The sequence below is a fragment of the Cognatundibacterium crateris genome (assembly GCF_010078235.1).
GTDB classification, from domain to species: domain Bacteria; phylum Pseudomonadota; class Gammaproteobacteria; order Burkholderiales; family Burkholderiaceae_D; genus Undibacterium; species Undibacterium crateris.
On sequence record NZ_JAABOS010000013.1, the window covers coordinates 31936 to 55880 of the forward strand.

Sequence of the window (23945 nt, forward strand, 5' to 3'; positions counted from 1 at the left end):
TACACCATCATTAAGTGTGACGTTCAGCGCGTTCGCGCCACTTGATAACGACGCGGTACAGCAGCAAGGCGGCCACCAGCGACGCAAACAGGTAAGGCCGGGTTAAGTCATGCTTACCGGCTTTCATCCAGTAGTAATGCAGCACGGTCAGAGGCGCAATCACATAAATCAACTGATGCAGGCGTTGCCAGGCTTTGCCGCCCATGCGCCTGATCATGCCGTTGTGGCTGGTCACAGCCAAAGGCAGCAAAGCACAGAAGGCAATCAGCCCGACCGCAATAAACGGACGTTTGAGTACATCCGTCCACATCTCCTGCAAATCGAAAAAATGATCGAACCAAAAGAACATCAGAAAATGCAGGGCCGCATAGAAAAACGTGTACAGACCCAGCATGCGTCTGAAACGCAATAACCACGGCTGTTGCAGCAATTTACGCAGCGGTGTGACTGCGAGTGTCATCATCAGAAAATACAAGGCCCAGTCGCCGCTGTAACGGGTCAGATATTCCAGCGGATTAGCGCCCAGTCGCTCCATCAGCAAGCCACTCAGCATGTGAGCAAACGGGATTAAGGCAAGCAGAAACACCACTACTTTTAAGCGGCTTAATTGCGGTGCAGTCAGATTCATAGTCAGCGAATGTGCTATCAGCGAGGGTGGCAACAGCCTGGATTCAATAGAATTTTTTCAAATCCATCCCGGTATACAAAGATGCCACTTCAGGATAGCCATTGAACATCAGGGTCTTGCGTTTGCGGGCAAATAAACCGTCTTCACCGATGCGGCGTTCAGACGCCTGCGACCAGCGCGGATGATCGACCTCGGGATTCACGTTCGAATAAAAGCCATATTCGCGCGGCGCTGTTTTATTCCAGGCCGTGGCTGGCTGCTCTTTGGTAAAACGGATTTTGACGATAGATTTGACCGACTTAAAGCCATACTTCCACGGCAGTACCATACGCACCGGCGCACCATTCTGATTCGGTAACACCTCGCCATACATGCCGAAGGTCAGCAGCGCCAGCGGATGTGCTGCTTCATCCAGCCGCAAGCCCTCGGTGTAAGGCCAGTCCAGCACGGGTGAGCGCACACCGGGCATCTGCTTTTTATCATCCAGGGTCACGAATTCTATGTACTTGGCATTGCCGGTGGGTTCGGCTTTTTTGATCAGATGCGATAGCGAATACCCTATCCATGGCACCACCATAGACCAGCCTTCCACGCAGCGGAAACGGTAAATACGCTCTTCCAGCGTCGCCAGCTTAAGCAGACTGTCGATATCGAGTACAAAGGGCTTTTTAACTTCGCCCTCTATGCTGACCGTCCAGGGCCGCGTCTTCAGGCTGCCTGCCATGATGGCAGGCTCAGATTTATCGGTACCGAATTCGTAAAAATTATTGTAGGTGGTCGCATCTTTCTGCGAGGTCTTTTTATCCAGTATTGCATAGGCCGGATTCGGGCTGGCGACCAGCTTCTGCGCAGATGCGGTTTGCGCATGCGCCTCGCGGTTCGCCATTTCCCACAAAGCGCTGCCAGCCACAGAGCCCAGCGCGAGCTGGCGGATAAACTGACGCCGCTCTTCAAACACGGCACGTGGCGTGATTTCTGAAGAATAAGGCAGATCCAGGCCATTGGCCGCGCGTTGTATGATCATGATTCACTCCTGTGAGCGTAGATGGATAAGCTGTGCTTAACGCCAGTTGCTGCAGCAGTTTTTGAGTCAGATCCCGTGCAGCGAAGGCGCTAGTCTCTCATGAGTCGGGAATTCTCGCAGAACCTTACAAAACTGAACAAACGAACCGTAAGAAAGCCAAGGAGCTGGCTAAAGTACATCATCCCGTCAGCCACGCTGTTGGGGGCCACAAGCCAAATAAAAAAGCCATGCATGCATGGCTTTTTTAAGATGAATGCTAAGCGTCTTGCCGGATTCAGAGCGTACCGTAGGAATGCAAGCCGGACAGGAACATATTCACGCCCAGGAAAGCAAAGCTGGTGATCAGCAAGCCCAGTAAGGCCCACCAGGCGGCGACCTGACCGCGCAATCCCTTCATCAAACGCATATGCAGCCAGGCAGCGTAATTCAGCCAGACGATCAGGGCCCAGGTCTCTTTCGGGTCCCAGGACCAATAACCACCCCAGGCTTCTGCGGCCCATAAAGCGCCGAGAATAGTGGCAATGGTGAAAAAGGCAAAGCCAACCGCGATCGCCTTGTACATCACATCATCCAACAATTCCAGCGCGGGCAAACGGTCTGCCAGCCAGCCTTTGGACTTTAACAGATAGGCGACCGCCACCATGGCCGCCAGCGCAAAGGTGCCGTAACCAATGAAGTTGGCAGGTACATGAATTTTCATCCACCAGCTTTGCAGCGCCGGAACCAGCGGCTGGATTTCTGCCGCATCACGGCTGACCGAATACCACAGCAGAAAACCGACTGCGGCAGAAATCACCAGCAGCACAAAAGCACCGAGCGCACGCGTCGCATATTGCTGCTCGTAGTAGAGGTAGAACAGAGCCGTAATCAGCGCAAACAACACGAATACTTCGTACAGATTCGATACCGGGATATGGCCGATATCAGCACCAACCAGATACGACTCATACCAACGCACCAGCATGCCGGTAAAGCCCATCACCACGGCGGCCCAGCACAGTATGGAGCCAACCGAAGAACCGAAATCTGAACGCAGTATCAGCCCGCCCCAGTAAAACAGGGTAGCCAGAAAAAACAGCGTACTCATCCACAGTATCGCAGACTGGCTGGACAGCAGATATTTGAGGAAAAATTTTTGATTCGCCAGCTCCAGATTGCCGGCATACAGGCTGGTGGCTGACAAACTCAACAGTGCCAGTATCAGCATCAGGGGCCGTACCGGTTTCCAGCGCCAGCCCAGCCAGGCAAAGGTCGGTGCTGCCAGCAGCAAAATCGCTTTTTCGTAGATATCCATAAAGGACCCGAAACGCGACAAAGCAAACAGCGATGCGGCGCACAAGGCCGCTGCATACGCCCAGTCGACAATGCTCAGGCGCTTGAAAAAGCTCTGCTGGGTCTGGTAGTTCTGTGTCATTTCCATCATTTTTATGCCTCCGGCCTGAAGCGAATTATGCGCATCAGTGTAAATAATCTGTGTCCTGTGTGTTCAGTGCGTTCTGTGCGCCCGGCACTCACGGTTTGGCTTCCTGTGCGATTGCGGCCAGTCCCTGGCTGAGCTGGGCAAATTCCTTTTCAAAATCCAGGGTCTTACGTTGTGAACTCATGGCCATCAGTATATGTGATCCCTGCCCATCCGCTTTGAGCCAGATCCACAGGCGACGCTCACGGATGTAGAACATGGCAAAAACACCGAGTACCAGCAACAGGCAACCAAAATACACCACATTCTTACCCGGTGAACGGGTAATTTGTAATACCGATGCTTTCACCTCTTCAAACCCACGCAGTTGCAAATACACAGGTGCATGATAAAAGGCCGCATCCGACAAGGCAGTGGTCGCCAGTTGCAGGAAGCGCGCATGCTTTTCTGTCATTTCCAATGCGGGCAAACCGTCCTGCTCCCTGGCCAGCATCCATAAATTCCATAAGCTGCCATTGAGTATCTTAATCATCACATCTGCTGCTTTGGCCTGATCAGCCGCCGGTATCTTTTGTTCCAGATAGCGCGAGATCGCAACAAAACCGGCATCCTGTCCATTCCCCGCAAAAATCGCCAGGCTGTTGGCCGCTGAGGCCTGGATCTGCTGGCGCATATCGCCAGAGTTGGCCATGCTCGCCGGTAAGGCGCCGGCGGCAAAGCGATCGGCGGCTTTTTCACGCAAGGCCTTATTGTGTAAGGCCGCGCGCAAACGCATCCATTCCGTCACACTATCATTCTCATCCGCCGGTATGCGCAGAAAACGAAAGCCATCGGCAGCTGATTCGCGCACCCCGCTCAGTATCATGTAATCGCCATCAATCAGCATGGGCTGCATGTAATTCATGAATTCTTTAGCCTGACCAGTCTTATCGCGCAGCTTGTACTGGAAGCTGGGACCGACGTTTTTGAATTCTTTGGTATTGACGTTTTTGGCGGCAGAACCCAATTGCTTACTCAGATCCGCACTCAACCGCTCATTGAAACTCTTATTCGTATCAACCGCACGTACATCCGTGCCATTCTTCGCCATATTCTCAACATTAAAGGGCCGGAATCCCGTCCATTCTATGCTGTAACTCTGCTGGTCTGCGGCGGTCAGTTGCGTGCTGCCACCGACTTCGCCTTTCAGGCCAGTACCCGCTGCGCTATCACCCGTCATCGCATAAGTCTGCAATTGCAAGCGGCTGCCACCATCTTCAAAACTGGACTGATAGACCGCGATACCCTGATAAATTAAGGGTTGATTGACCTTAATGGTGGCTTCGGTTTTTTTACCGGTTTCATGGTCGGTCAGTATCACATCACTGGCGAACAGTTTAGGCATACCGCTGCTGTAAAAATCGATATGGAATTTTTTTAGCTGCAGCGTGAAAGGCAGGTCCTGAATCAGCACGCCGCTAGCCTGGGTAATGATGGCGGTATTACTGCTGCTGCCTTCCGGTATCAGTGAATTACCACGGAAACTGGGATTCCCCAATGGCAGGCGATGTTGCTGAGGAATGTTAGCGATAATACCGGCACCTTCATAGGGCACTTTGCCACCAAACCAGCGTTGCAAACGGATAGGTAATTCTGAGTCCAGCATCGCCCCCAGTACGATCACGACGATAGCTGAATGCGCGAGGATATAACCCCATTTATTAGCGGCGCCCTGACGCGCGGCGATCAGTGTGGCGCCATCTTTCGCGACCAGCTTTTGCTGATAACCGAGGCTGGCTAATAATTGCTGCGCGTGCTGCCGCACCGTAGCTGGCTGCTGCGCCGAAGTCCATTCACCACGGTGATGGAAATTCCTCAGTGATTGCTCGCGTACATTGTCGCGCCAGCTGCGCATATCCTTCAGCATCTTGGGCGCATTGCGGATCACACACAGGCTGGTCGATACCACCAACAGGCCAACCATGAACAAAAACCACCAGGCGGAGTACACCGAATACAGGCCGAATTTATCCAGCACCTCATACCAGAAAGGACCGAACTGGTTCACATAGTTCGGCATGGGTTCATTCTGTTTGAGCACGGTGCCTATTACCGCACCGATTGCAATCAGCACCAGAATACTGATGGCAAAACGCATAGAGGACAGCAATTCCACACTGTCAGCCAGCCAGGCCTGTCGTGTGCGCAGCTGTATCCCGCCGGTATCGGTGGGGCTTTCAAAATCCAACTTATTGTCCATACTGTTCCGATGAAAATTCTACAGAGCTCAGGTACTGTACATCCCGCCTGATGCGCCCGGCCTGAGCATATTCGGCTCACTGAAGTGGCACCCAGTCTGATGCGCTGAGCTGCAAGCGCGTGACGGCCGGCACCTGATCAAAAAAAAAGGGGATGGCTGCGCGCCACCCCCTTCATCATTCCTTCAAGTCAGCCGTTTTTCAGGCATCCGGAACTGCCAGAACTGTCCCGGTCATGCATGGCGACTAGCCGTCAATCCTGAACTGGCTGCTCAGGCAGAACAAGCTGCCATCACACCGCTGGGGCGGCTTTAAGTCCATCCGGTATTATTTCAGTCCGGCGATGTAATCAGCGACTGCGCGCATTTCATCTTCAGACATAGACTTCGCTATCGTTGTCATCTGCACACTGTTGACGCGTGAACCCTGAATCTTTGCGCCATCTTTACGGGAGCCATTGTAGAAAGCCTGTAATTGCGCCAGTGTGTAATCCTGATGCTGTCCGGCGATACGCGGGAACTGGGCTGGAATACCGGCACCGTTCGGGCTGTGGCAACCGGCACAGGCTGGAACGTTTTTCTCAGCGATACCACCACGGTAAATTTGTTTGCCGAGTTCGACGATATCTTTATTTTTCGCCGCGCCTGGTGCAGATTTTTGTGCATTCAGATAGACCGCGACATTCTTCATGTCGTCAGCCGTGAGACTTTTGGCAAATGCGGTCATGGTCGCATTATTACGCGCACCGCTGGCGAACTCAGTGAGTTGTTTGACCAGATAGGCATCATGCTGGGCAGCTAATTTCGGATTCACACTGATGGTGGAATTTCCGGCTTCACCATGGCAGGAGGCGCAGGCAACGATACCGCGTGCCGCATCACCGTTTTTGTACAGCGCTTCGCCTTTGGCTGCATCCGCTTTAGCAGGCTTCGCTTCCTGATTCGCATACGCGACTGAAGTGAGGGAGGACAAAGCCAGTACGGCCATGCCAAGAGACTTCATAACTGGTAAGTAAGCACGTTTCATTCATACACCCTGAGACTAAATAATAGAAATCTGCCCTGTTGGCGACACGTAGCTGCGAAGCTGCTGCGGAAAAGAGAGAAACAGCAACCAGAGTAGGCACGGAAAAAGATAGCGCTGCCCATTACCTAACCCCTTATTGTACAATAGCTTTCAGGCGTTATAACGGCCAACTGTTGCATTTTTCCACTTTTCCTTTCCTTTATGTCTATCCTCTGGCAAGCCCGCTTTTTTACCACGGTCAATCATTTACGAGATCTGCCGCGGACCCATGTTCCGGAAATCGCATTCGCAGGCCGTTCCAACGCCGGCAAGTCGACCGCTATTAATACACTATGCAACCAGAAGAAGCTTTGTTTTGCATCAAAGACTCCGGGACGAACCCAGCACATTAATTACTTTTCCATCGGTGGCGCCCACGTTGCGATGCATCGCAAGGATGAAACCAAGGTCGATGAGATCCGCGCCATGCTGGTCGATTTGCCTGGATATGGCTATGCGGAAGTTCCTGGCGCAGCCAAAAATCACTGGAACCAATTGCTCGGTGCGTATGTGCAGCGCCGCACCCAGCTCGCTGCGCTGGTGCTGATCATGGATGCACGCCGTCCGTTCACCGATCTCGACATACAGATGCTGGAATGGTTTGCACCTAGCGGTCGCCCGATACACTGCATCCTGACCAAGGCCGATAAGCTCAACAATAATGAATCCGCCAATGCCTTGCGTCATGCCAAAACGGTGCTGGAGCGCTACAAGGATGACCAGGGTCCGCTGTTCCCGTATAGCGTACAGTTATTCTCAGCCTTAAAACGGATTGGTATCGAAGAAGCGGATGCCACTGTGCGCGCATTGCTTGGGCTGGATCAAGAACTGCCTGCCGCAGTAGCCGACAATGCTGACACTGATTCTACTGCTGATGCAGATGTTGATACTGTTGCTGCCGCTGGCCATGCAGCGCTGCCGGACGGCGACGCCAATCCGGTCTGAGTGAGGCGCCAGGCGCGCGGTTTTGCAGCGCTCCGCTAAAAAAAATCCCCGGCATCATGCTATGTTGCCGGGGAAAGTAACACCAGTTCGAATAGGGACGAATGGTGTCCCGCTCAGGGAGGAGAAGCGGTAGGCATGGAGTACGCTCCAACCTGTAGCTTATGATGCATGTATCTCTGAAAAGTTTCGTTGACCAGCCTAAAAATTTATCTCACCATGTCAATCAAAAATTCTGCCCTGCCCTCCGCTTTTCCCGCTGCCCGTATGCGCCGTATGCGCAAGGATGCGTTTTCGCGCGCGCTGATGCGTGAAAACACCGTCACCAGCGCTGACCTGATTTATCCTGTGTTTGTGGTCGATGGCGCACAACAGCGCCAGCCGGTCGCCTCCATGCCCGGCGTAGAGCGGGTCTCCATCGATTACCTGTTAGAAGTCGCTGCTGACTGCGTACAACTGGGCATACCGGTACTGGCGCTGTTCCCAGCTATCGATGCCTCGCTCAAAACACCGGACGGCATAGAAGCGACTAATCCGGATGGTCTGATTCCGCGCGCTGTACGTGCGTTGAAAGCGGCGCATCCTGAGCTTGGTATCCTGACTGACGTGGCGCTTGATCCTTACACCAGCCACGGCCAGGATGGCCTGATTGATGACAATGGCTATGTGCTTAATGATGTCACCACGGCCATGCTGGTGCGTCAGGCGCTGACACATGCTGCAGCCGGTGCCGATGTGGTCGCGCCCAGCGATATGATGGATGGCCGCGTAGGCGCGATCCGCTGTGCACTGGAAGAAGCGGGCTACATCCATACCCGCATCATGGCGTACTCCGCCAAGTATGCGTCTGCGTTTTACGGTCCCTTCCGCGATGCAGTCGGTTCTGCTGCAAATCTGGGCAAGAGCAATAAGGCCAATTACCAGATGGACCCGGCCAACAGCGATGAAGCATTGCGTGAAGTCGCACTGGACCTGGCTGAAGGCGCAGACATGGTGATGGTGAAACCGGGTATGCCTTATCTGGACATCGTACGTCGCGTCAAAAATGAATTTCAGGTGCCAACCTTTGCCTATCAGGTCAGTGGTGAATACGCGATGATTAAGGCGGCAGCCCAGAACGGCTGGCTGGATCACGATAAAACCATGATGGAAGCCATGCTCGCATTTAAACGCGCGGGTGCCGATGGCGTGCTGACCTACTTTGCACGTGACATCGCGCGTCTGCTAAAACAAGCCTGATTTCAGGTCTGATTTCAGGTCTGATTTCAGGTCTGATTTCAGGTCTGATTTTAATCTGATTTAGGTCCTGCACAAATCAGACCGATGCTGGTCAGCAGCCGTGCTGCTGACCTTCCCTTCCTCGAGCGCAAAGCAAGCTTTCCGATGCAGCACTGCGCTGCATTTGCCAAGCCGCCTCCTTACCGCGATACTGACGGCTGGCGCAGCGCTGTTATCCTTCTGTGGTGCTGCTTTTCTGCTTCCTCTCTGCCAGATATGGATATTTTTCACATTAATGATCATCAGGTCACGCTGAATCCGGACTGCACACCGGCAGGCAACTGCTATCTGTGGATAGACTCCACGCACGATGAAGTCAGTGCTGATCCGGAAGCCTGGCGCAGCCGCATCGAGGCGCTCACCAGCGTGCACATTTACGATCTGCATCTGACCGACGCCGTCAATCTGAGTCATCCCTCGTATTTCGACAGCACCCATGATTATGAAATGGTGGTGTTCCGCAAGCTGGCTCTGCAGCCTGATTCCGCGCTGTGTCAGGAAAATGGCGAGCCCTTCAAGCGTAAAATCCCCGCCGCACTGAATAAGCTGGCGACGGTGCCGGTCGCATTTTTCTTGCTGGGGAATGCTTTGCTGACGGTGCGCGCGGCCAATAGCCGCACGATAGAAAATGCCAGACAAAAGCTGTTGAACTACAAAGGAAAATCGGAAGGCAATCCGCATGCGAGTCGTTTGCCTGCCTCACCGGAAGACCTGATGCTGCGCTTACTGAACGCGATGGTGGATCAGTATCTGGAATTACGTCAGCCACTGACACAACAACTCGACCGCTGGCAGCATGCGCTGCTGGACCCGCGCCGTCCGTTCAATAACTGGATGGCTTTGCTCGACTCGCGTCTGGAATTACGTAAGCTCGATAATCTGTGCGAAGAACAGCGCGATGCCTTGCAAGAACTGCGTGATCACATCGTCGATACGCATGACGGGCAAGCCGATGATCAGGGCCGCGCCAAAGACTTACTGCTGGTGCGCACCAATGATGTGATGGAACATATCAGCCGCGTGCTGAATCATGCACGGCGACTCGAAGCTTCACTGGAATCGGCGGTGCAAATTCATTTTTCTGCGATGGCGCACCGTACCAGCGAAATCATGCGCACCCTGACGGTGATCACGGCGCTGTTTATGCCACTGACCCTGATCACCGGCATCTTCGGTATGAACTTCGAAGTGATGCCCTTATTGAAGGACAAAATGGGATTCTGGATCACGATGGGCGCGATGCTGCTGATCGTGGTGGTGCTGTTGTTAGTCTTCCGCCGCCAGCGCTATCTGGAAGATCAATTGCGGGAACGACGCTGACCATGTTGGCGTCAGCTCCAAGAAAGTAAACACTACTTATGAATCAAGAATTAAGTTTTCTCTGGCACGACTATGAAACCTTTGGCGCCGTGCCGCGCCGCGACCGTCCGGCGCAATTCGCGGCGATACGCACTGATGCCGAGCTGAATGAAACCGGCGAAGCGCTGATGCTGTATTGCCAGCCTGCGCCCGACTTTTTGCCAGACCCGGTCTCTTGCCTGATTACCGGTATCACGCCGCAAACCTGTCTGGAACACGGCATACCTGAACATGAATTCGCGCAGCAGATAGAAGCTGCCTTCGCCCAAAGCGGCACCATCGGTGTGGGTTACAACACGATACGCTTTGATGATGAAGTCACGCGTTTTCTGTTCTGGCGCAATTTGATCGATCCTTATGCACGCGAGTGGCAAAACAATTGCAGCCGCTGGGACTTGCTCGATGTGGTACGCACCGCCTATGCGCTGCGCCCCGACGGCATACAGTGGCCGCAACATGAAGACGGCAAACCCAGCTTCCGGCTGGAGCATCTGACCAAGGCCAATGGCATCGCGCATACAGCCGCACATGACGCCTTGTCCGATGTGCGCGCGACCATCGCGATGGCCCGTTTAGTCAAACAAAATAATCCGCGTCTGTTTGACTTCTGCCTCGGTCTGCGTAAAAAAGAAAGAGTGATGGAAGAAATAGGCTGGCCACAGCGCCGCCCGCTGCTGCATGTGAGTGGCATGATCCCGGCCGAACGCGGCTGCATCAGCGTGGTGTGGCCACTGGCTATGCATCCCACCAATAAAAACGAAATCATCGTCTGGGATTTACAGGCAGATCCGACTGAATTATTCCAGCTGTCGGCAGAACAGATACAACTGAGAATGTTCAGCAAGGCCAGCGAATTGCCGGAAGGCGTAAGTCGCTTGCCACTGAAAACCATCCACATCAATAAGTCGCCCATTGTGATCAGCAAGCTCAACACCCTGAGTGCAGAACGCGCCGCACATTGGGGTATCGATATGAGCAGCATCCTGGCGCATGCCGAACTGGCGGCCGCCGCACCCGATATGCAGGCGATCTGGGAAGCCGTATTTGATCGTCCGCAAAGCGCTGCCAATGATGTGGACGAGGATTTATACAATGGCTTTATCGGTGCGGCTGACCGCAAGCTTTTGAATCAGCTACGCGCATTATCCGGCGAAGAAATCGCACAGCGTTCGCTGGCATTTCAGGACAAACGTCTGGAAGAATTATTGTTCCGCTATCGTGCCCGTAATTTCCCCGATAGTCTGAGCCAGGAAGAAAGCCTGGCCTGGGAAGAGCACCGCGCCGCACGCTTACACGATGGCGCTGGCCAGGCCATGACCGTCGACGCTTTCTTTGAACGCATCGATGCCTTGTCTGAAGAGGCCGATGAGCGTACCGAAGAAATCCTCGGCGCTTTGTATGACTACGCCGAGCACATCACGCCTATGCGCTGAGCTGAGCTGTGCTGAGCTAAGCTGAGTTGCGCTGATTTAGCTTAAATGTAAATTGCAAGACTGAGTATTCATGCGCCTTTCCAAGCCATTTCGATTGGGAAGGCGCATATTCATTCAGTCTATACTTTTGATTTGAAGGAGACACCATGCTACGCGGCAGCTGCTTTTATTTGCGTCACCCTAAAAAAGAAGAAATTCCGCAACTCATCCACTTACTCAATGATCTGGACGCACGCGGCCCCTGGCTGCCGACCGAACTGATGCTGCCGGGTCAGCTAGAAAAACGCTTTGAGGAGCAGCACAGCTCTAAAGAAAACATGGAATACTTTCTGATCATCGGTGATGATGAACAGATACTGGGCCGGGTGTTTCATTTCAAAACAGTGCCTTACTTTCAGTCACGTGAAATCGGTTACTCCCTGTTTTCTACCGCCTTCCATGGCAAAGGCATCATGAGCGAAGCAGTTGCGCTGCTCACGCGCTATCTGTTTGAGACCACTTTGCTGAACCGCCTGGAAATTCATATGGAAGCTGGCAATACCGGCTCAGAAAAAGTCGCGATCAAAAACGGCTTTCAATTTGAAGGAACAGCACGTGGTGCTGGCTACAACCGCGGACGCTTTGTCGATGTCAGGATGTATGCCTTGTTACGCAGCGAATGGGAAGCTTTACAGGGTGTCTGATCAGGGTGTCAAGCTCCGTGCCCTGAACTGTAGCAACCCAAATTTCACAAACAAAAAACCCCGGTGCAAAGACCGGGGTTTTTCACTGTTAGCATGGGCAGCGCTTATTTATTCGGCTGCGGTGTAATGCGCAGATAAGGCTTCGGTGCCTGATAGCCTTTCGGATATTTTTGTTTGATCACTTCTTCATCTTTGATCGACAAAGGAATAATCACGTCGTCTCCATCGCGCCAGTTGCCTGGTGTAGCGACGGTATAGCCATCGGTCAGTTGCAGTGCGTCGATCACGCGCAGCACTTCATCAAAGTTACGACCAGTGGTGAGTGGATAGGTGATGATCAGGCGGACTTTTTTGTTTGGATCGATGATGAACAGCGAACGTACCGTCACGGTCTCGGACTGGTTAGGATGTATCATGTCAAACAGCGCGGCGACCTTACGATCTGCATCGGCGATGATAGGGAAGCCCACTACAGTGTTCTGGGTTTCTTCGATATCTTTAATCCAGTCCAGATGCGATTGCGCGCCATCAACGGACAAGGCGATGGCCTTGACATTGCGTTTATCAAATTCCGGTTTCAGCTTGGCCGTCAGACCCAGCTCGGTGGTGCAGACTGGTGTGAAATCGGCAGGATGGGAAAACAGCACCACCCATGAATTACCGGCCCACTCATGAAACTTCAGAGGACCAACCGAGGAATCCTGCTCAAAATCCGGTGCAATATCGCCTAAACGTAAAGTCATGTTTTTCTCCATAAGAACCAAGACTGCACTATAAAACTGGTGAGGCCGCGCATTCAAGTACAGATAAGTGAGATGCTTATATATAAACAGTTATAAGCATCTCAGTGCCCAGCCAGCGCTTAAGGCTGATCGTTTTTGCTCAGCGATTGCAGGAATTTCTCTGCATTCTGATAGCCGACCACACGGCTGCCCGCGATCTCTTGCGCCTGTTGATTGAAGAAGATGATACCCGGCGGACCAAACAGACCAAAGCGCTTGAGCAGTGCCTTATCATCCTCGTTATTCGCAGTCACGTCTACCTGCAATAACAGCATCGCTTCCATCTTCGCTTTGACGGCTGGATCGGTGAAGGTCAGCTTTTCCATTTCTTTACAAGACACGCACCAGTCTGCATAAAAATCCAGCATCGCAGTCTTGCCTTTGTTTTGCGCCAGCGCGGCATCGAGTTCAGCCACTGTTCTGACGCGCTGAAAACTGGCGCCGTGTACCTGAGTACCCAGCAAGTGTGCCAGCGGCGCATACACATCGCGCCCGCCGGTCACCACACCCACCAGCTGGATTGCGCCCAGCAAACCGAACAGCAGGCCAAAAGCTTTCGCTAACAGGCCCGAACGCTGTATCCACAGCAGATAAGCCGCATAAGCCAGCAATAACAGCGCCCAGCCCGTCATTTGCAACCAGGCCGGAATCACAGGAGAAATCATCCACAAGGCCATGCCCAACATCAGCACACCAAAGAAGCGCTTGATGTATTCCATCCACATACCGGTTCTTGGTAACAGGCTACCGGCTGAAATACCGATTAACAGCAAAGGCACACCCATACCAATGGCGATCGCAAACATCGCCGCACCACCGACTAAGACGTCACGGGTCTGGCTGATGTAGACCAGCGCGCCGATCAGCGGGCCAGTCACGCAAGGACCGACGATCAGGGCAGAAATCGCGCCCATCAGGAATACGCCGATCAGCTTGCCTGCCTTGCTGTTGCGCTGGCCTTCAGACACCTGGGTCAGGCGCGTCTGCAAGGCCGCAGGCATCTGCAATTGATAGACATTGAACATGGACAAGGCCAGCAACACCATTAGCGCAGAGAACGCACCCAGCACCCAAGGATTTTGCAAAGTCGCCGCCAAGCCTTCGCCAGCCAGACCAGCTGCGACGCCCATGCCGGTGTAGACCAGCGACATCCCAAGCACATAGGCCAGCGACAGCAGGAAGCCGCGCATACGACTCACACCCGCACCTTCACCGACGATGATGAAAGACAGAATAGGCACCATAGGCAGCACACAAGGCGTCAGCGACAGTCCAAGGCCGAGTATGAAAAACAGCGGCAGAATCACCACCAGCTTGCCACTCTTCAAAGCAGCGCTGATGCTGCTGCTCTCGTTATCTGTCGCAGCAGCTGCACCGGCTTTTGACGATGCTGAGCCTGCAGCCACATTGGCAGAGGCCGCATTCGTACTGGCGCTGACGCTGAGTGGGAACTCACTCTCCATCGGTGGATAGCATAAACCCAGATCCGCGCAACCCTGACGTGCGACCTTCAGCACGAAATCCTTATCAGCCTGCACCGGAATCCGTACCACCAGCTTTTCGCGATAGGTTTCCACTTCTTTGTTAAAGGTTTCGTCAAATTTGACTTTGCCCTTAGGCAGCACAGGCTCGCCCAGCTTCGCTTGCTCAGAACTGAATTTCAGACGCTCGCGGTACAGATAATAGCCATCGGCGATGGTGAAGGTGACTTCAGCTACACCGGGCTCAACCATGACTGCATTGACCTTAAATGCGACTTCAGGATCAAGAAAATCTTCTGCCATCGCTGGTTGTAGCCAGCTCAATAGCAAAGCCATCATGGCTGCCTGCAGGACCCGCCAGAACGCGGGCAAAGAGAAGTTACTGCTTGTCATACGCATAGTGATTATTTCCTGTTTCTGCCTGTACCCAATCCAGATAGGCGGGTAAGCCCTGAACGACGGGGATGGCGATGATTTCCGGTACTTGATAAGGGTGCAGCGCGATGATCGCCTGTTCCAGCTGAGGATAGAGTTCAGCCCTGGTTTTCAAATGCAAAGCCACTTCCGGGGCTTGTTCCTGTTCTCCCTGCCAGTTGTACAGTGACAGCATTTCCGGATAAACGTTCACGCAAGCAACCAGGCTTTTTTCCAGCAAAGCCTGCGCGATACGTAAAGCGCTGGCGCGATCCGGGCAATTCGTCATCACCAACAAAACTGATGTGGTCTGAATCGACATGTCAGCACCATAGGGAAGAAAGAAGTCCGGTATTGTAACAAGTGTGGCTTAGCTACGCGCAGTTAATCCGTAATGGCCTAGTGCGCTTTGCATAGTCTGTAGCCCAGCGAAGGCTGACGCACAAATTAAAGATGAAAACAGACGAAAAAAAACCGCTCAGATTGAGCGGTTTTCTTTGCATAAGGAAGCGAACTTCCGGGTTATTCTGCTACAGGAGCGTCTGCAACTTCAGTTGTTTCTGGACGATCTACCAGTTCAACGTAAGCCATAGGTGCATTGTCGCCAACGCGGAAACCCATTTTCAGGATGCGCAGGTAGCCGCCGTTACGTGTTGCGTAACGTGGGCCCAGTTCAGCAAACAGCTTCTGAACGATTTCACGATCGCGCAAACGGGCAAATGCCAGACGTTTGTTAGCCAGTGTGTCAGTTTTACCCAGAGTCAGGATAGGCTCTACAACGCGGCGCAATTCTTTTGCTTTTGGCAGAGTTGTTTTGATGGCTTCATGACGCAGCAGGGATACTGTCATGTTGCGCAGCATAGCCAGACGGTGGGAAGAGGTACGATTCAGCTTACGTAAGCCGTGACGGTGACGCATGGTATTTCCTTTCAGATTTCAATGCCAGCTCTTCTATCGACATCAGTCGCGGGCCGGTAATTATTTACGACGTTAAAAAATGAACGGTCTGGATAGAACCGTTCATCGGGATAAATTATTTTTCCAGGCCAGCAGGTGGCCAGTTTTCCAGCTTCATGCCCAAAGACAGGCCACGGGATGCCAGTACTTCTTTGATTTCGTTCAAAGATTTGCGGCCCAGGTTTGGTGTCTTCAACAGTTCGTTTTCGCTACGTTGGATCAGATCACCAATGTAGTAAATATTTTCTGCTTTCAGGCAGTTTGCGGAACGGACTGTGAGTTCCAGATCATCGACTGGACGCAACAGAACCGGATCCACTGCAGGTGCGCGGGATGGTGCTTCAGCTGCTGCTTCAGTGCCTTCCAGTGCTGCAAATACGGTCAATTGATCAACCAGTACGCGTGCGGACTGACGAATTGCTTCTTCAGGAGAGATCACGCCATTGGTTTCGATATTGATGACCAGTTTGTCCAGATCGGTACGCTGTTCCACACGGGCAGATTCAACCGCATAGGAAACACGACGCACTGGAGAGAAAGACGCGTCCAGTATCATACGGCCGATAGTCTTGTTTGCATCTTCAGACAGACGACGTACGTTACCTGGCACATAGCCACGGCCTTTTTCTACCTTGATCTGCATGTCCAGCTTACCGCCGGCAGTCAGATTCGCGATCACGTGATCTGGGTTGATCAGTTCAACATCATGTGGCAGATCGATGTCAGAAGCCAAGACTGCGCCTTCGCCATCTTTCTTCAATGTCAGCGTTACTTCATCACGGTTGTGCAACTTGAAGACTACGCCTTTCAAGTTGAGCAGGATGTCAACAACGTCTTCCTGAACGCCATCGAGGGAGGAATACTCATGAACCACACCAGCGATAGTCACTTCAGTCGGTGCATAGCCTGTCATGGTCGACAGCAGTACGCGACGCAGCGCATTACCCAGTGTGTGGCCATAGCCACGTTCAAACGGTTCCATAGTCACTTTAGCGTGACCGGCACCCAGCATTTCCACATCAATGATACGTGGCTTCAACAGATTGTTTTGCATGAAATGTCCTTTTCAATACCCTCGGTTCGTTACACCGATAAGGCTGATGGCATTAAAGAAAAAAGCCTGCCTGTCGAAAAACAGGCAGGCAGTGAAACTCAGAATTAACGAGAATACAATTCAACGATCAGGGATTCGTTGACATCGTGAGCGATGTCGCTGCGATCTGGCATGGACTTGAAAGTACCTTCCATTTTCTTCGCATCAACAGCAACCCAGGAAGGCATGCCGGACTGTTCAGCCAGGGACAGCGCTTCAACGATACGCACTTGTTTTTTCGCTTTTTCACGAACAGCAACTACGTCACCAGCTTTAACCTGGTAAGAAGCGATGTTCACAACGATACCGTTGACTGTGAATGCTTTGTGGCTCACCAGCTGACGTGCTTCAGCGCGTGTGGAGCCGAAGCCCATACGGTAAGCAACGTTGTCCAGACGGGATTCCAGCAATTTCAACAGTGTTTCGCCTGTGTTACCTTTTTGACGGTCTGCTTCAGCGAAGTAGCGGCGGAATTGACGTTCCAGAACGCCGTACATACGTTTAACTTTTTGCTTTTCGCGCAATTGGTTACCGAAGTCAGAGGTACGAGCACCGGAAGTGCGACCATGTTGACCTGGTTTTGCATCTAATTTGCACTTGGAGTCCAAAGAGCGACGTGCGCTTTTCAGGAACAGATCCGTGCCTTCGCGGCGGGATAACTTAGCTTTAGGTCCGATATAACGTGCCACAGTAATTTCCTTTAATAATTGACGCAGAACAGGCTGCGCTAGTCTGATCTACCTGCTATCAGACAGTGGTCTTAAAGACAGTAAGCAACATGCTTATTGTCTGAAATAAAATTTCCCAACACAAAACCCGCCAACAAAATGGCGGGCTTGCATTCTAACGAAAAAATCGAAAGAATGCCAGCGACAAATATCGCTGCTTAGATACGACGACGCTTTGGAGGGCGGCAGCCGTTATGTGGAACTGGTGTTACGTCCTGGATCAGGGAGATCTTGATACCCAGATTGTTCAGAGCGCGAACGGAAGATTCACGACCTGGGCCTGGGCCTTTGATACGTACTTCCAGATTTTTGATACCGCATTCTACAGCAACTTTACCAGCTGCCTCTGCTGCAACCTGAGCTGCAAACGGAGTAGACTTACGAGAGCCTTTGAAGCCGGCACCACCAGCAGTTGCCCAAGACAACGCGTTGCCTTGGCGATCAGTGATCGTGATGATAGTGTTGTTGAAAGAAGCGTGAACGTGAGCAATACCTTCTGCAACGTTCTTTTTAACTTTCTTACGCGCACGTGCTGCTGCCGCGTTATTTTGAGCTTTTGCCATAATGTTTTCCTTGGATCCGGGCTAGCCTGGATTATTTCTTCAAAGATTGCGCTGCTTTACGTGGGCCTTTACGTGTACGTGCGTTAGTACGTGTACGTTGACCACGAACTGGCAAGCCTTTACGGTGACGCAAGCCACGATAGCAACCCAAGTCCATCAAACGCTTGATGTTCATGGACAGTTCACGACGCAAATCGCCTTCAACGATGAATTTACCGATTTCGTCGCGAAGCTTTTCGAGTTCGTTGTCGTCCAGATCTTTGACCTTTTTAGTGGTCAGAACACCAGTTGCTTCACAGATTTGCTGTGAGCGTGGACGGCCAATACCATAGATAGCTGTCAAGCCGATTACGGTATGCTGATGATTTGGGATATTAACCCCTGCGATACGTGCCATTCGTTATTCCTCGTTCAATAACGTTAATTAACCTTGGCGCTGTTTATGGCGTGGTTCTGTGCAGATAACACGAACAACACCTTTGCGCTTGATGATTTTGCAGTTGCGGCAGATCCGCTTAACTGATGCGAGAACTTTCATTTTTGCCCTCTTCCCTTTTAATACAATTTAATTTACTTGGTACGGAACACTATTCGCGCCCGGCTCAAATCATAAGGCGTCAATTCCACTGTCACCTTATCACCAGGAAGGATACGGATGTAGTTCATTCGCATCTTCCCGGAAATATGGCCTAGTACAACATGCCCGTTTTCCAACTTAACTCGAAATGTCGCATTCGGAAGATTCTCAAGAATCTCGCCCTGCATCTGTATAACGTCGTCTTTTGCCATTCGATCTGCTGTTCCTCGAGGCAATCACCGCGAAGGAATCCCGCCCTTGAAATTTGCTTTACGAAGAAGCGATTCATATTGCTGGGACATCACATAATTCTGAACCTGAGCCATAAAGTCCATGGTCACGACCACGATAATCAGCAGCGAGGTGCCACCGAAGTAAAATGGTACTTTCCATTTGGCGATTAAGAATTCTGGTAACAAACAAACCAGCGTAATATAAACCGCACCGGCCAGTGTCAGACGCATCAGGATCTTATCGATGTAACGTGCAGTCTGGTCACCTGGACGGATTCCCGGAACAAACGCTCCACTCTTTTTCAGGTTGTCAGCTGTTTCTTTGCTGTTGAACACCAGTGCGGTGTAGAAGAAGCAGAAGAAAATAATTGCTGCAGCGTACAACAAGGCGTGGATCGGTTCACCCGGCGCCATAGAAGCTGCCAGATCTTTCAGGAAGGTAATAAAACCACCGGAAGATTCAGCACCTTTCGTAAACCAGCTGGTAATCGTCGCAGGAAACAGAATAATGGAAGAAGCAAAAATAGGAGGAATCACACCTGCCATATTCAGCTTCAGTGGCAAATGACTGCTTTGACCACCATATACTTTGTTACCTACCTGACGTTTTGCATAGTTCACCAGGATCTTACGCTGACCGCGCTCAATAAATACCACCATGAACGTGACAGCAGCAGCAATCACACAGATTAACAGGACCGAAGCAGGATGCATTTCACCAGTGCTAACCAGTGAGAACAAACCACCTAATGCACCAGGCAAACCTGCAGCGATACCGGCAAAAATAATGATAGAAATACCATTACCCAAGCCACGCTCAGTAATTTGTTCACCCAACCACATCAGGAACATCGTTCCGGTTACCAACGTAACTACAGTCGTAAAACGGAATGCCAAACCTGGATCTATCACCAGACCGGGTTGTGCTTCCAATCCAAACGCAATGAAATACGCCTGAAGTGTCGCCAAAACCAGCGTTCCATACCGAGTGTATTGTGTAATTTTTCTGCGTCCGGACTCACCTTCTTTTTTCAGTGCTTCCAGTTGCGGAGAAACAATAGACATCAACTGCATGATAATCGATGCCGAAATATACGGCATGATACCCAGCGCAAACACGGTAAACCGTGACAATGCACCACCGGAGAACATGTTAAACATCCCCAAAATACCGCCTTGGTTTTGTTTAAACAAGTCCGCCAATGCAGTAGGGTCTATACCCGGGACCGGTACGTGAGCACCGATCCTGTAGACAACCAGCGCAGCCAGCAAAAACCAGAGTCGACCCCATGGGAATCCGCTTGCGGCGCTTTTAGCTTGTTGTGGAGATGTTGCCAATTATTGCTCCGGTGTCTGCACTGAATTAAGCGATGGTTCCGCCAGCAGCTTCGATTGCAGCTTTAGCGCCTTTAGTGACGATCAAGCCGTTCAAAGTAACTTTTTTGGAAATCGCGCCAGACAGAATCACACGTACTGTACGTGCGAGTTCAGAAACAACACCAGCTTGTTTCAAAGCCAGAATGTCGATTTCAGTCACTGGCAGGTTTTCCAGGTCTGTCAAACGAACTTCTGCTTTGAACGGTGTTGCCAGCGATTTGAAACCGCGTTTTGGCAAACGACGTTGCAGAGGCATCTGACCGCCCTCGAAACCGACTTTATGAAAGCCGCCGGAACGGGATTTTTGACCTTTATGGCCGCGACCCGCTGTCTTACCTAAACCTGAACCGATACCACGACCAACACGACGTTTGTAGTGTTTTGCGCCATCAGCAGGTTGGATGTTATTCAATTCCATAATTTGCTCCGAACATAAGCCTGACGACTTACGCTACAACCTTCACAAGATACGAGACTTTGTTGATCATGCCGCGTACTGCTGGCGTGTCTTGCAATTCGGAAACCGAATTGACGCGACGCAAACCCAGACCACGTACGGTTGCACGGTGATCCTGGCGTGTGCCGATCAGACCTTTGACCAATTGCACTTTAACTGTCTTAGTAGTCATCGCGCTCTCCTTAACCGAGGATTTCTTCAACGGTCTTGCCACGCTTTGCAGCGATTTCAGATGGAGTACTCATCTTAGACAGACCATTCAAAGTCGCACGAACCATGTTGTAAGGATTAGTGGAACCGTTGGACTTAGCCACAACGTTTTCAATACCCATTACTTCAAAAATCGCGCGCATTGGACCACCAGCGATAACGCCAGTACCTTTTTTCGCAGGAGAAATCATGACGGAAGATGCACCGTGCTTACCTGTAACGGTGTGCTGCAGAGTACCGTCTTTCAGTGTCACTTTGATCATCTTGCGACGCGCTTCTTCCATCGCTTTTTGTACGGCTACAGGAACTTCTTTTGATTTTCCTTTGCCCATACCGATACGGCCATCGCCGTCGCCAACTACTGTCAATGCAGCGAAGCCCATGATACGACCACCCTTAACCACTTTGGTTACACGGTTGATCGCGATCATTTTTTCGCGCATGCCATCATCCGGCTTGTCGGCTGCTGTTTTTGCTTGCATTTTTGCCATGACAAATTTTCCTTAGAACTTCAGGCCAGCTTCACGCGCAGCTTCTGCCAGCGCCTTGATGCGACCATGGTAACGGAAACCGGAGCGGTCAAACGCAACTTCGGTAACCCCTGCTTTGATTGCCTTCTCTGCTACACGCTTGCCGATCAAAGTCGCGGCGGAAGTGTTGCCACCCGCACCGGATTTGCCAGCCAACTCTGCACGTACTTCTGCTTCCAATGTAGAAGCAGATGCCAACACTTTGGCGTCTGGGCCAATAATGTTTGCGTAGATGTGCAAATTGGTGCGATGCACGGCCAGGCGGTTCACTTTGAGTTCTGCGATCTTGGCACGGGTTTGACGTGCGCGGCGCAGACGTGATTGTTTCTTGTCCATCGTCAACCCCTATTACTTCTTCTTGGTTTCTTTAATTACAACCACTTCGTCCGAGTAACGGACGCCCTTGCCTTTGTATGGCTCTGGGCTGCGGTATGCACGGACCTCAGCTGCAACTTGACCTACTTTTTGCTTATCCATCCCTTTGATCAGGATTTCAGTAGGAGTTGGCGTAGCACAGGAAACGCCTTCTGGCATTTGATGTACAACTGGGTGGGAGAAACCTAAAGACAAATTCAACTTATCACCTTGGGCTTGCGCTTTGTAACCAACGCCGACCAATGTGAGTTTTCTTTCAAAGCCTTTAGTAACACCGTTTACCATGTTGTTGACCAGGGCACGCAGGGTGCCTGTCATCGCATTGGCTTCACGGCCGTCATTGGCTGGAGAAAAACTCAAAGTGCCGTTGTTGTTCGCAACTGTCACCAAGCCGTTCAGGCTTTGTGACAAAACGCCCATAGGACCTTTTACTGTAATCTGCTCTGCTGATATTGCAACTTCTGCACCGGCCGGCAAAGCGATTGGCATCTTACCTACTCGAGACATCTTTCACTCCTTAGGCGACGTAGCAAATAACTTCGCCACCGACACCGGTTGCGCGCGCTTTGCGGTCAGTCATGACGCCTTTTGGTGTGGACACGATGGCCACGCCCAAACCGTTCATCACACTTGGGATCTCGTCTTTACCTTTGTAAATACGCAGACCTGGGCGGGATACGCGCTCCAAGCGTTCAATAACAGGACGTCCTGCATAATATTTCAAGCCGATTTTCAACTCGGACTTACCTGCAGTTTCCGAAACTGCGAAATCTTCAATGTAACCTTCGTCTTTCAGTACGTTTGCAATTGCAACTTTTACCTTAGAAGACGGCATCGCAACTACAGTTTTCTGAACTACTTGTGCATTGCGGATGCGGGTCAGCATATCGGCGATAGGATCGCTCATACTCATTGCATATTCTCCTATTACCAGCTGGCTTTAGTCATACCCGGGATTTCACCACGCATGGCGATTTCACGGACTTTAATACGGCCCAGACCGAACTTACGGAATGTACCACGTGGACGACCTGTCAAAGCGCAACGATTACGCTGGCGGGTCGGGTTAGAATTACGTGGCAAAGCCTGCAACTTCAGACGAGCTAAATAACGCTCTTCTTCTGTCTTTGATTGGTCATCAATGATGGCCTTCAATTCGGCGCGCTTGCCAGCGAATTTCTTCACTAAGTCTGCACGCTTTTGCTCACGATTAATCAGTGCCAATTTTGCCATGGCGACCTCAGTTTCTGAACGGAAATTTAAATGCGGCGAGGAGCGCTTTCGCTTCTTCGTCGGTCTTTGCGGTTGTCGTGATACTGATATTCATACCACGCAATGCGTCGATCTTGTCGTACTCGATTTCAGGGAAAATGATCTGTTCCTTGACACCGATGTTGTAGTTACCACGACCATCAAACGCACGACCAGAAACACCACGGAAGTCACGTACACGTGGCAGTGCCACAGTGATGAAACGATCCAGGAATTCATACATCTGAGCGCCACGCAAAGTTACCATACAGCCGATTGGATAACCTTCACGGATTTTAAAACCAGCGATCGCTTTGCGAGCCTTGGTAACAACTGGCTTTTGACCAGCAATTTTCGTCAGGTCACCAACTGCATGCTCAATGATCTTTTTGTCTGCAACTGCTTCAGACAAACCCATATTCAGGGTGATCTTCAGGATACGTGGAACTTCCATGACTGTTTTGTACGCATACTTCTCAGTCAGTTCACCAACGATTTTATCTTTATATAATGCTTGTAGACGGGCCATGATGTTATGCCTTCACAACTTCGCCAGTCGACTTGTAGACGCGGACTTTCTTACCATCCACGACCTTAAAGCCTACACGGTCTGCTTTGCCGGAAGCTGCATTGAACAATGCAACATTCGACACATGAATCGGCATCAATTTATCTACGATGCCACCAACTGCGCCAGTCATTGGGTTTGGCTTAACTGCTTTTTTAGCAACATTAACACCAGCTACAACAACGTAATCGCTGTCGATGCAAGCTTGCACCTGACCACGTTTACCTTTGTCTTTACCCGTTAAGACGATGACTTCGTCGTTTTTACGAATTTTATTCAT

At 51.4% G+C, this 23945-nt stretch carries 30 protein-coding genes; 5 read left to right on the top strand and 25 right to left on the bottom strand.

Annotated features, from left to right (window positions below; genetic code table 11):
- Positions 1–10 precede the first annotated feature (10 nt).
- The 5 genes from EYB48_RS17875 to EYB48_RS17895 all read right to left on the bottom strand — a co-directional run bounded on the left by EYB48_RS17875 (position 11) and on the right by EYB48_RS17895 (position 6335).
- Entirely contained in the window at positions 11–628 is a 618-nt protein-coding gene (locus tag EYB48_RS17875; RefSeq protein WP_162021753.1) for a protein-methionine-sulfoxide reductase heme-binding subunit MsrQ, read from the bottom strand.
- Positions 629–671: 43 nt separating this feature from the next.
- Entirely contained in the window at positions 672–1652 is a 981-nt protein-coding gene (gene msrP, locus EYB48_RS17880) for a protein-methionine-sulfoxide reductase catalytic subunit MsrP (protein ID WP_162021754.1), read from the bottom strand.
- Positions 1653–1926: 274 nt separating this feature from the next.
- Entirely contained in the window at positions 1927–3075 is a 1149-nt protein-coding gene (gene ccsB / locus EYB48_RS17885; protein WP_408058358.1) for a c-type cytochrome biogenesis protein CcsB, read from the bottom strand.
- Between the two features lie 88 nt (positions 3076–3163).
- Entirely contained in the window at positions 3164–5311 is a 2148-nt protein-coding gene (locus EYB48_RS17890) for a cytochrome c biogenesis protein ResB (RefSeq protein ID WP_162021755.1), read from the bottom strand.
- A gap of 325 nt (positions 5312–5636) precedes the next feature.
- Positions 5637–6335, bottom strand: coding sequence for a c-type cytochrome (locus EYB48_RS17895; RefSeq protein ID WP_162021756.1), 699 nt, complete (start codon positions 6333–6335; stop codon positions 5637–5639).
- A gap of 201 nt (positions 6336–6536) precedes the next feature.
- Here EYB48_RS17895 and yihA point away from each other — a divergent pair, with 201 nt between their 5' ends.
- The 5 genes from yihA (at position 6537) to EYB48_RS17920 (ending at position 12069) form a co-directional block, all read left to right on the top strand.
- A complete protein-coding gene (gene yihA, locus EYB48_RS17900) occupies positions 6537–7319 on the top strand; it encodes a ribosome biogenesis GTP-binding protein YihA/YsxC (protein ID WP_162021757.1) in 783 nt (260 codons plus the stop codon).
- A gap of 216 nt (positions 7320–7535) precedes the next feature.
- The gene (gene hemB, locus EYB48_RS17905) at positions 7536–8555 is read left to right on the top strand and encodes a porphobilinogen synthase (protein ID WP_162021758.1); all 1020 of its coding nucleotides are present in this window, start codon (positions 7536–7538) and stop codon (positions 8553–8555) included.
- Between the two features lie 255 nt (positions 8556–8810).
- Positions 8811–9914, top strand: a complete 1104-nt coding sequence (locus EYB48_RS17910; protein WP_162021759.1) for a magnesium transporter CorA family protein — start codon at positions 8811–8813, stop codon at positions 9912–9914.
- Positions 9915–9952: 38 nt separating this feature from the next.
- Complete coding sequence (gene sbcB / locus EYB48_RS17915; RefSeq protein WP_162021760.1) at positions 9953–11386, top strand: exodeoxyribonuclease I; 1434 nt, start codon at positions 9953–9955, stop codon at positions 11384–11386.
- A gap of 146 nt (positions 11387–11532) precedes the next feature.
- On the top strand, positions 11533–12069 hold the full coding sequence (locus EYB48_RS17920; RefSeq protein ID WP_162021761.1) for a GNAT family N-acetyltransferase: 537 nt from the start codon (positions 11533–11535) through the stop codon (positions 12067–12069).
- Between the two features lie 104 nt (positions 12070–12173).
- Here EYB48_RS17920 and EYB48_RS17925 read toward each other — a convergent pair whose 3' ends face one another.
- The 20 genes from EYB48_RS17925 to rplX form a co-directional block, all read right to left on the bottom strand.
- Positions 12174–12812 (bottom strand): peroxiredoxin, encoded by a 639-nt coding sequence (locus EYB48_RS17925; RefSeq protein ID WP_162021762.1) that lies wholly within the window; start codon positions 12810–12812, stop codon positions 12174–12176.
- Between the two features lie 119 nt (positions 12813–12931).
- The gene (gene dsbD / locus EYB48_RS17930) at positions 12932–14725 is read right to left on the bottom strand and encodes a protein-disulfide reductase DsbD (protein ID WP_408058362.1); all 1794 of its coding nucleotides are present in this window, start codon (positions 14723–14725) and stop codon (positions 12932–12934) included.
- Entirely contained in the window at positions 14712–15068 is a 357-nt protein-coding gene (cutA, locus tag EYB48_RS17935) for a divalent-cation tolerance protein CutA (RefSeq protein WP_162021764.1), read from the bottom strand. The genes dsbD and cutA overlap by 14 nt, the downstream gene beginning before the upstream one ends.
- Before the next feature lie 200 nt (positions 15069–15268).
- Positions 15269–15664, bottom strand: coding sequence for a 50S ribosomal protein L17 (gene rplQ / locus EYB48_RS17940; protein ID WP_162021765.1), 396 nt, complete (start codon positions 15662–15664; stop codon positions 15269–15271).
- Positions 15665–15779: 115 nt separating this feature from the next.
- Complete coding sequence (locus EYB48_RS17945) at positions 15780–16757, bottom strand: DNA-directed RNA polymerase subunit alpha (protein WP_162021766.1); 978 nt, start codon at positions 16755–16757, stop codon at positions 15780–15782.
- A 104-nt stretch (positions 16758–16861) separates the two neighbouring features.
- Positions 16862–17485 (bottom strand): 30S ribosomal protein S4, encoded by a 624-nt coding sequence (gene rpsD / locus EYB48_RS17950; protein WP_162021767.1) that lies wholly within the window; start codon positions 17483–17485, stop codon positions 16862–16864.
- A gap of 197 nt (positions 17486–17682) precedes the next feature.
- Positions 17683–18087, bottom strand: a complete 405-nt coding sequence (rpsK, locus tag EYB48_RS17955) for a 30S ribosomal protein S11 (protein ID WP_110255932.1) — start codon at positions 18085–18087, stop codon at positions 17683–17685.
- A gap of 31 nt (positions 18088–18118) precedes the next feature.
- A complete protein-coding gene (gene rpsM, locus EYB48_RS17960; protein ID WP_162021768.1) occupies positions 18119–18484 on the bottom strand; it encodes a 30S ribosomal protein S13 in 366 nt (121 codons plus the stop codon).
- A gap of 27 nt (positions 18485–18511) precedes the next feature.
- Positions 18512–18625: a 50S ribosomal protein L36 gene (rpmJ, locus tag EYB48_RS17965; protein WP_014004415.1), complete on the bottom strand. Its 114-nt coding sequence runs from the start codon at positions 18623–18625 to the stop codon at positions 18512–18514.
- 32 nt (positions 18626–18657) lie between these two features.
- Positions 18658–18876, bottom strand: a complete 219-nt coding sequence (gene infA, locus EYB48_RS17970; RefSeq protein WP_005663428.1) for a translation initiation factor IF-1 — start codon at positions 18874–18876, stop codon at positions 18658–18660.
- A gap of 24 nt (positions 18877–18900) precedes the next feature.
- The gene (gene secY / locus EYB48_RS17975) at positions 18901–20235 is read right to left on the bottom strand and encodes a preprotein translocase subunit SecY (RefSeq protein ID WP_162021769.1); all 1335 of its coding nucleotides are present in this window, start codon (positions 20233–20235) and stop codon (positions 18901–18903) included.
- Positions 20236–20260: 25 nt separating this feature from the next.
- The gene (gene rplO, locus EYB48_RS17980; protein ID WP_162021770.1) at positions 20261–20692 is read right to left on the bottom strand and encodes a 50S ribosomal protein L15; all 432 of its coding nucleotides are present in this window, start codon (positions 20690–20692) and stop codon (positions 20261–20263) included.
- A 28-nt stretch (positions 20693–20720) separates the two neighbouring features.
- Complete coding sequence (gene rpmD / locus EYB48_RS17985; protein WP_162021771.1) at positions 20721–20903, bottom strand: 50S ribosomal protein L30; 183 nt, start codon at positions 20901–20903, stop codon at positions 20721–20723.
- A gap of 10 nt (positions 20904–20913) precedes the next feature.
- Positions 20914–21432, bottom strand: a complete 519-nt coding sequence (gene rpsE, locus EYB48_RS17990; protein ID WP_162021772.1) for a 30S ribosomal protein S5 — start codon at positions 21430–21432, stop codon at positions 20914–20916.
- Between the two features lie 12 nt (positions 21433–21444).
- Positions 21445–21807, bottom strand: a complete 363-nt coding sequence (gene rplR / locus EYB48_RS17995; RefSeq protein ID WP_162021773.1) for a 50S ribosomal protein L18 — start codon at positions 21805–21807, stop codon at positions 21445–21447.
- Positions 21808–21819: 12 nt separating this feature from the next.
- On the bottom strand, positions 21820–22353 hold the full coding sequence (rplF, locus tag EYB48_RS18000) for a 50S ribosomal protein L6 (protein ID WP_162021774.1): 534 nt from the start codon (positions 22351–22353) through the stop codon (positions 21820–21822).
- Between the two features lie 10 nt (positions 22354–22363).
- Positions 22364–22759, bottom strand: coding sequence for a 30S ribosomal protein S8 (rpsH, locus tag EYB48_RS18005; protein ID WP_162021775.1), 396 nt, complete (start codon positions 22757–22759; stop codon positions 22364–22366).
- A 14-nt stretch (positions 22760–22773) separates the two neighbouring features.
- Positions 22774–23079: a 30S ribosomal protein S14 gene (gene rpsN / locus EYB48_RS18010; RefSeq protein ID WP_162021776.1), complete on the bottom strand. Its 306-nt coding sequence runs from the start codon at positions 23077–23079 to the stop codon at positions 22774–22776.
- A gap of 7 nt (positions 23080–23086) precedes the next feature.
- Positions 23087–23626, bottom strand: coding sequence for a 50S ribosomal protein L5 (gene rplE / locus EYB48_RS18015; protein ID WP_162021777.1), 540 nt, complete (start codon positions 23624–23626; stop codon positions 23087–23089).
- A gap of 4 nt (positions 23627–23630) precedes the next feature.
- On the bottom strand, positions 23631–23945 hold the full coding sequence (rplX, locus tag EYB48_RS18020) for a 50S ribosomal protein L24 (protein ID WP_162021778.1): 315 nt from the start codon (positions 23943–23945) through the stop codon (positions 23631–23633).

Coding starts and splice junctions, on each gene's coding strand:
- ccsB (WP_408058358.1), bottom strand. CDS start 3,075: ATGATGGAAATGACACAGAACTACCAGACCCAGCAGAGCTTTTTCAAG.
- rplQ (WP_162021765.1), bottom strand. CDS start 15,664: ATGCGTCACCGTCACGGCTTACGTAAGCTGAATCGTACCTCTTCCCAC.
- rplF (WP_162021774.1), bottom strand. CDS start 22,353: ATGTCTCGAGTAGGTAAGATGCCAATCGCTTTGCCGGCCGGTGCAGAA.
- sbcB (WP_162021760.1), top strand. CDS start 9,953: ATGAATCAAGAATTAAGTTTTCTCTGGCACGACTATGAAACCTTTGGC.
- EYB48_RS17910 (WP_162021759.1), top strand. CDS start 8,811: ATGGATATTTTTCACATTAATGATCATCAGGTCACGCTGAATCCGGAC.
- dsbD (WP_408058362.1), bottom strand. CDS start 14,725: ATGACAAGCAGTAACTTCTCTTTGCCCGCGTTCTGGCGGGTCCTGCAG.
- EYB48_RS17925 (WP_162021762.1), bottom strand. CDS start 12,812: ATGACTTTACGTTTAGGCGATATTGCACCGGATTTTGAGCAGGATTCC.
- rplX (WP_162021778.1), bottom strand. CDS start 23,945: ATGAATAAAATTCGTAAAAACGACGAAGTCATCGTCTTAACGGGTAAA.
- EYB48_RS17945 (WP_162021766.1), bottom strand. CDS start 16,757: ATGCAAAACAATCTGTTGAAGCCACGTATCATTGATGTGGAAATGCTG.
- EYB48_RS17890 (WP_162021755.1), bottom strand. CDS start 5,311: ATGGACAATAAGTTGGATTTTGAAAGCCCCACCGATACCGGCGGGATA.
- hemB (WP_162021758.1), top strand. CDS start 7,536: ATGTCAATCAAAAATTCTGCCCTGCCCTCCGCTTTTCCCGCTGCCCGT.
- rpsN (WP_162021776.1), bottom strand. CDS start 23,079: ATGGCAAAATTGGCACTGATTAATCGTGAGCAAAAGCGTGCAGACTTA.
- rpsH (WP_162021775.1), bottom strand. CDS start 22,759: ATGAGTATGAGCGATCCTATCGCCGATATGCTGACCCGCATCCGCAAT.
- rpmJ (WP_014004415.1), bottom strand. CDS start 18,625: ATGAAAGTTCTCGCATCAGTTAAGCGGATCTGCCGCAACTGCAAAATC.
- rpsE (WP_162021772.1), bottom strand. CDS start 21,432: ATGGCAAAAATGCAAGCAAAAACAGCAGCCGACAAGCCGGATGATGGC.
- EYB48_RS17895 (WP_162021756.1), bottom strand. CDS start 6,335: ATGAAACGTGCTTACTTACCAGTTATGAAGTCTCTTGGCATGGCCGTA.
- rplE (WP_162021777.1), bottom strand. CDS start 23,626: ATGGCCCGTCTACAAGCATTATATAAAGATAAAATCGTTGGTGAACTG.
- yihA (WP_162021757.1), top strand. CDS start 6,537: ATGTCTATCCTCTGGCAAGCCCGCTTTTTTACCACGGTCAATCATTTA.
- rplO (WP_162021770.1), bottom strand. CDS start 20,692: ATGGAATTGAATAACATCCAACCTGCTGATGGCGCAAAACACTACAAA.
- cutA (WP_162021764.1), bottom strand. CDS start 15,068: ATGTCGATTCAGACCACATCAGTTTTGTTGGTGATGACGAATTGCCCG.
- rpsM (WP_162021768.1), bottom strand. CDS start 18,484: ATGGCACGTATCGCAGGGGTTAATATCCCAAATCATCAGCATACCGTA.
- rpmD (WP_162021771.1), bottom strand. CDS start 20,903: ATGACTACTAAGACAGTTAAAGTGCAATTGGTCAAAGGTCTGATCGGC.
- infA (WP_005663428.1), bottom strand. CDS start 18,876: ATGGCAAAAGACGACGTTATACAGATGCAGGGCGAGATTCTTGAGAAT.
- rpsK (WP_110255932.1), bottom strand. CDS start 18,087: ATGGCAAAAGCTCAAAATAACGCGGCAGCAGCACGTGCGCGTAAGAAA.
- rplR (WP_162021773.1), bottom strand. CDS start 21,807: ATGGACAAGAAACAATCACGTCTGCGCCGCGCACGTCAAACCCGTGCC.
- EYB48_RS17875 (WP_162021753.1), bottom strand. CDS start 628: ATGAATCTGACTGCACCGCAATTAAGCCGCTTAAAAGTAGTGGTGTTT.
- msrP (WP_162021754.1), bottom strand. CDS start 1,652: ATGATCATACAACGCGCGGCCAATGGCCTGGATCTGCCTTATTCTTCA.
- EYB48_RS17920 (WP_162021761.1), top strand. CDS start 11,533: ATGCTACGCGGCAGCTGCTTTTATTTGCGTCACCCTAAAAAAGAAGAA.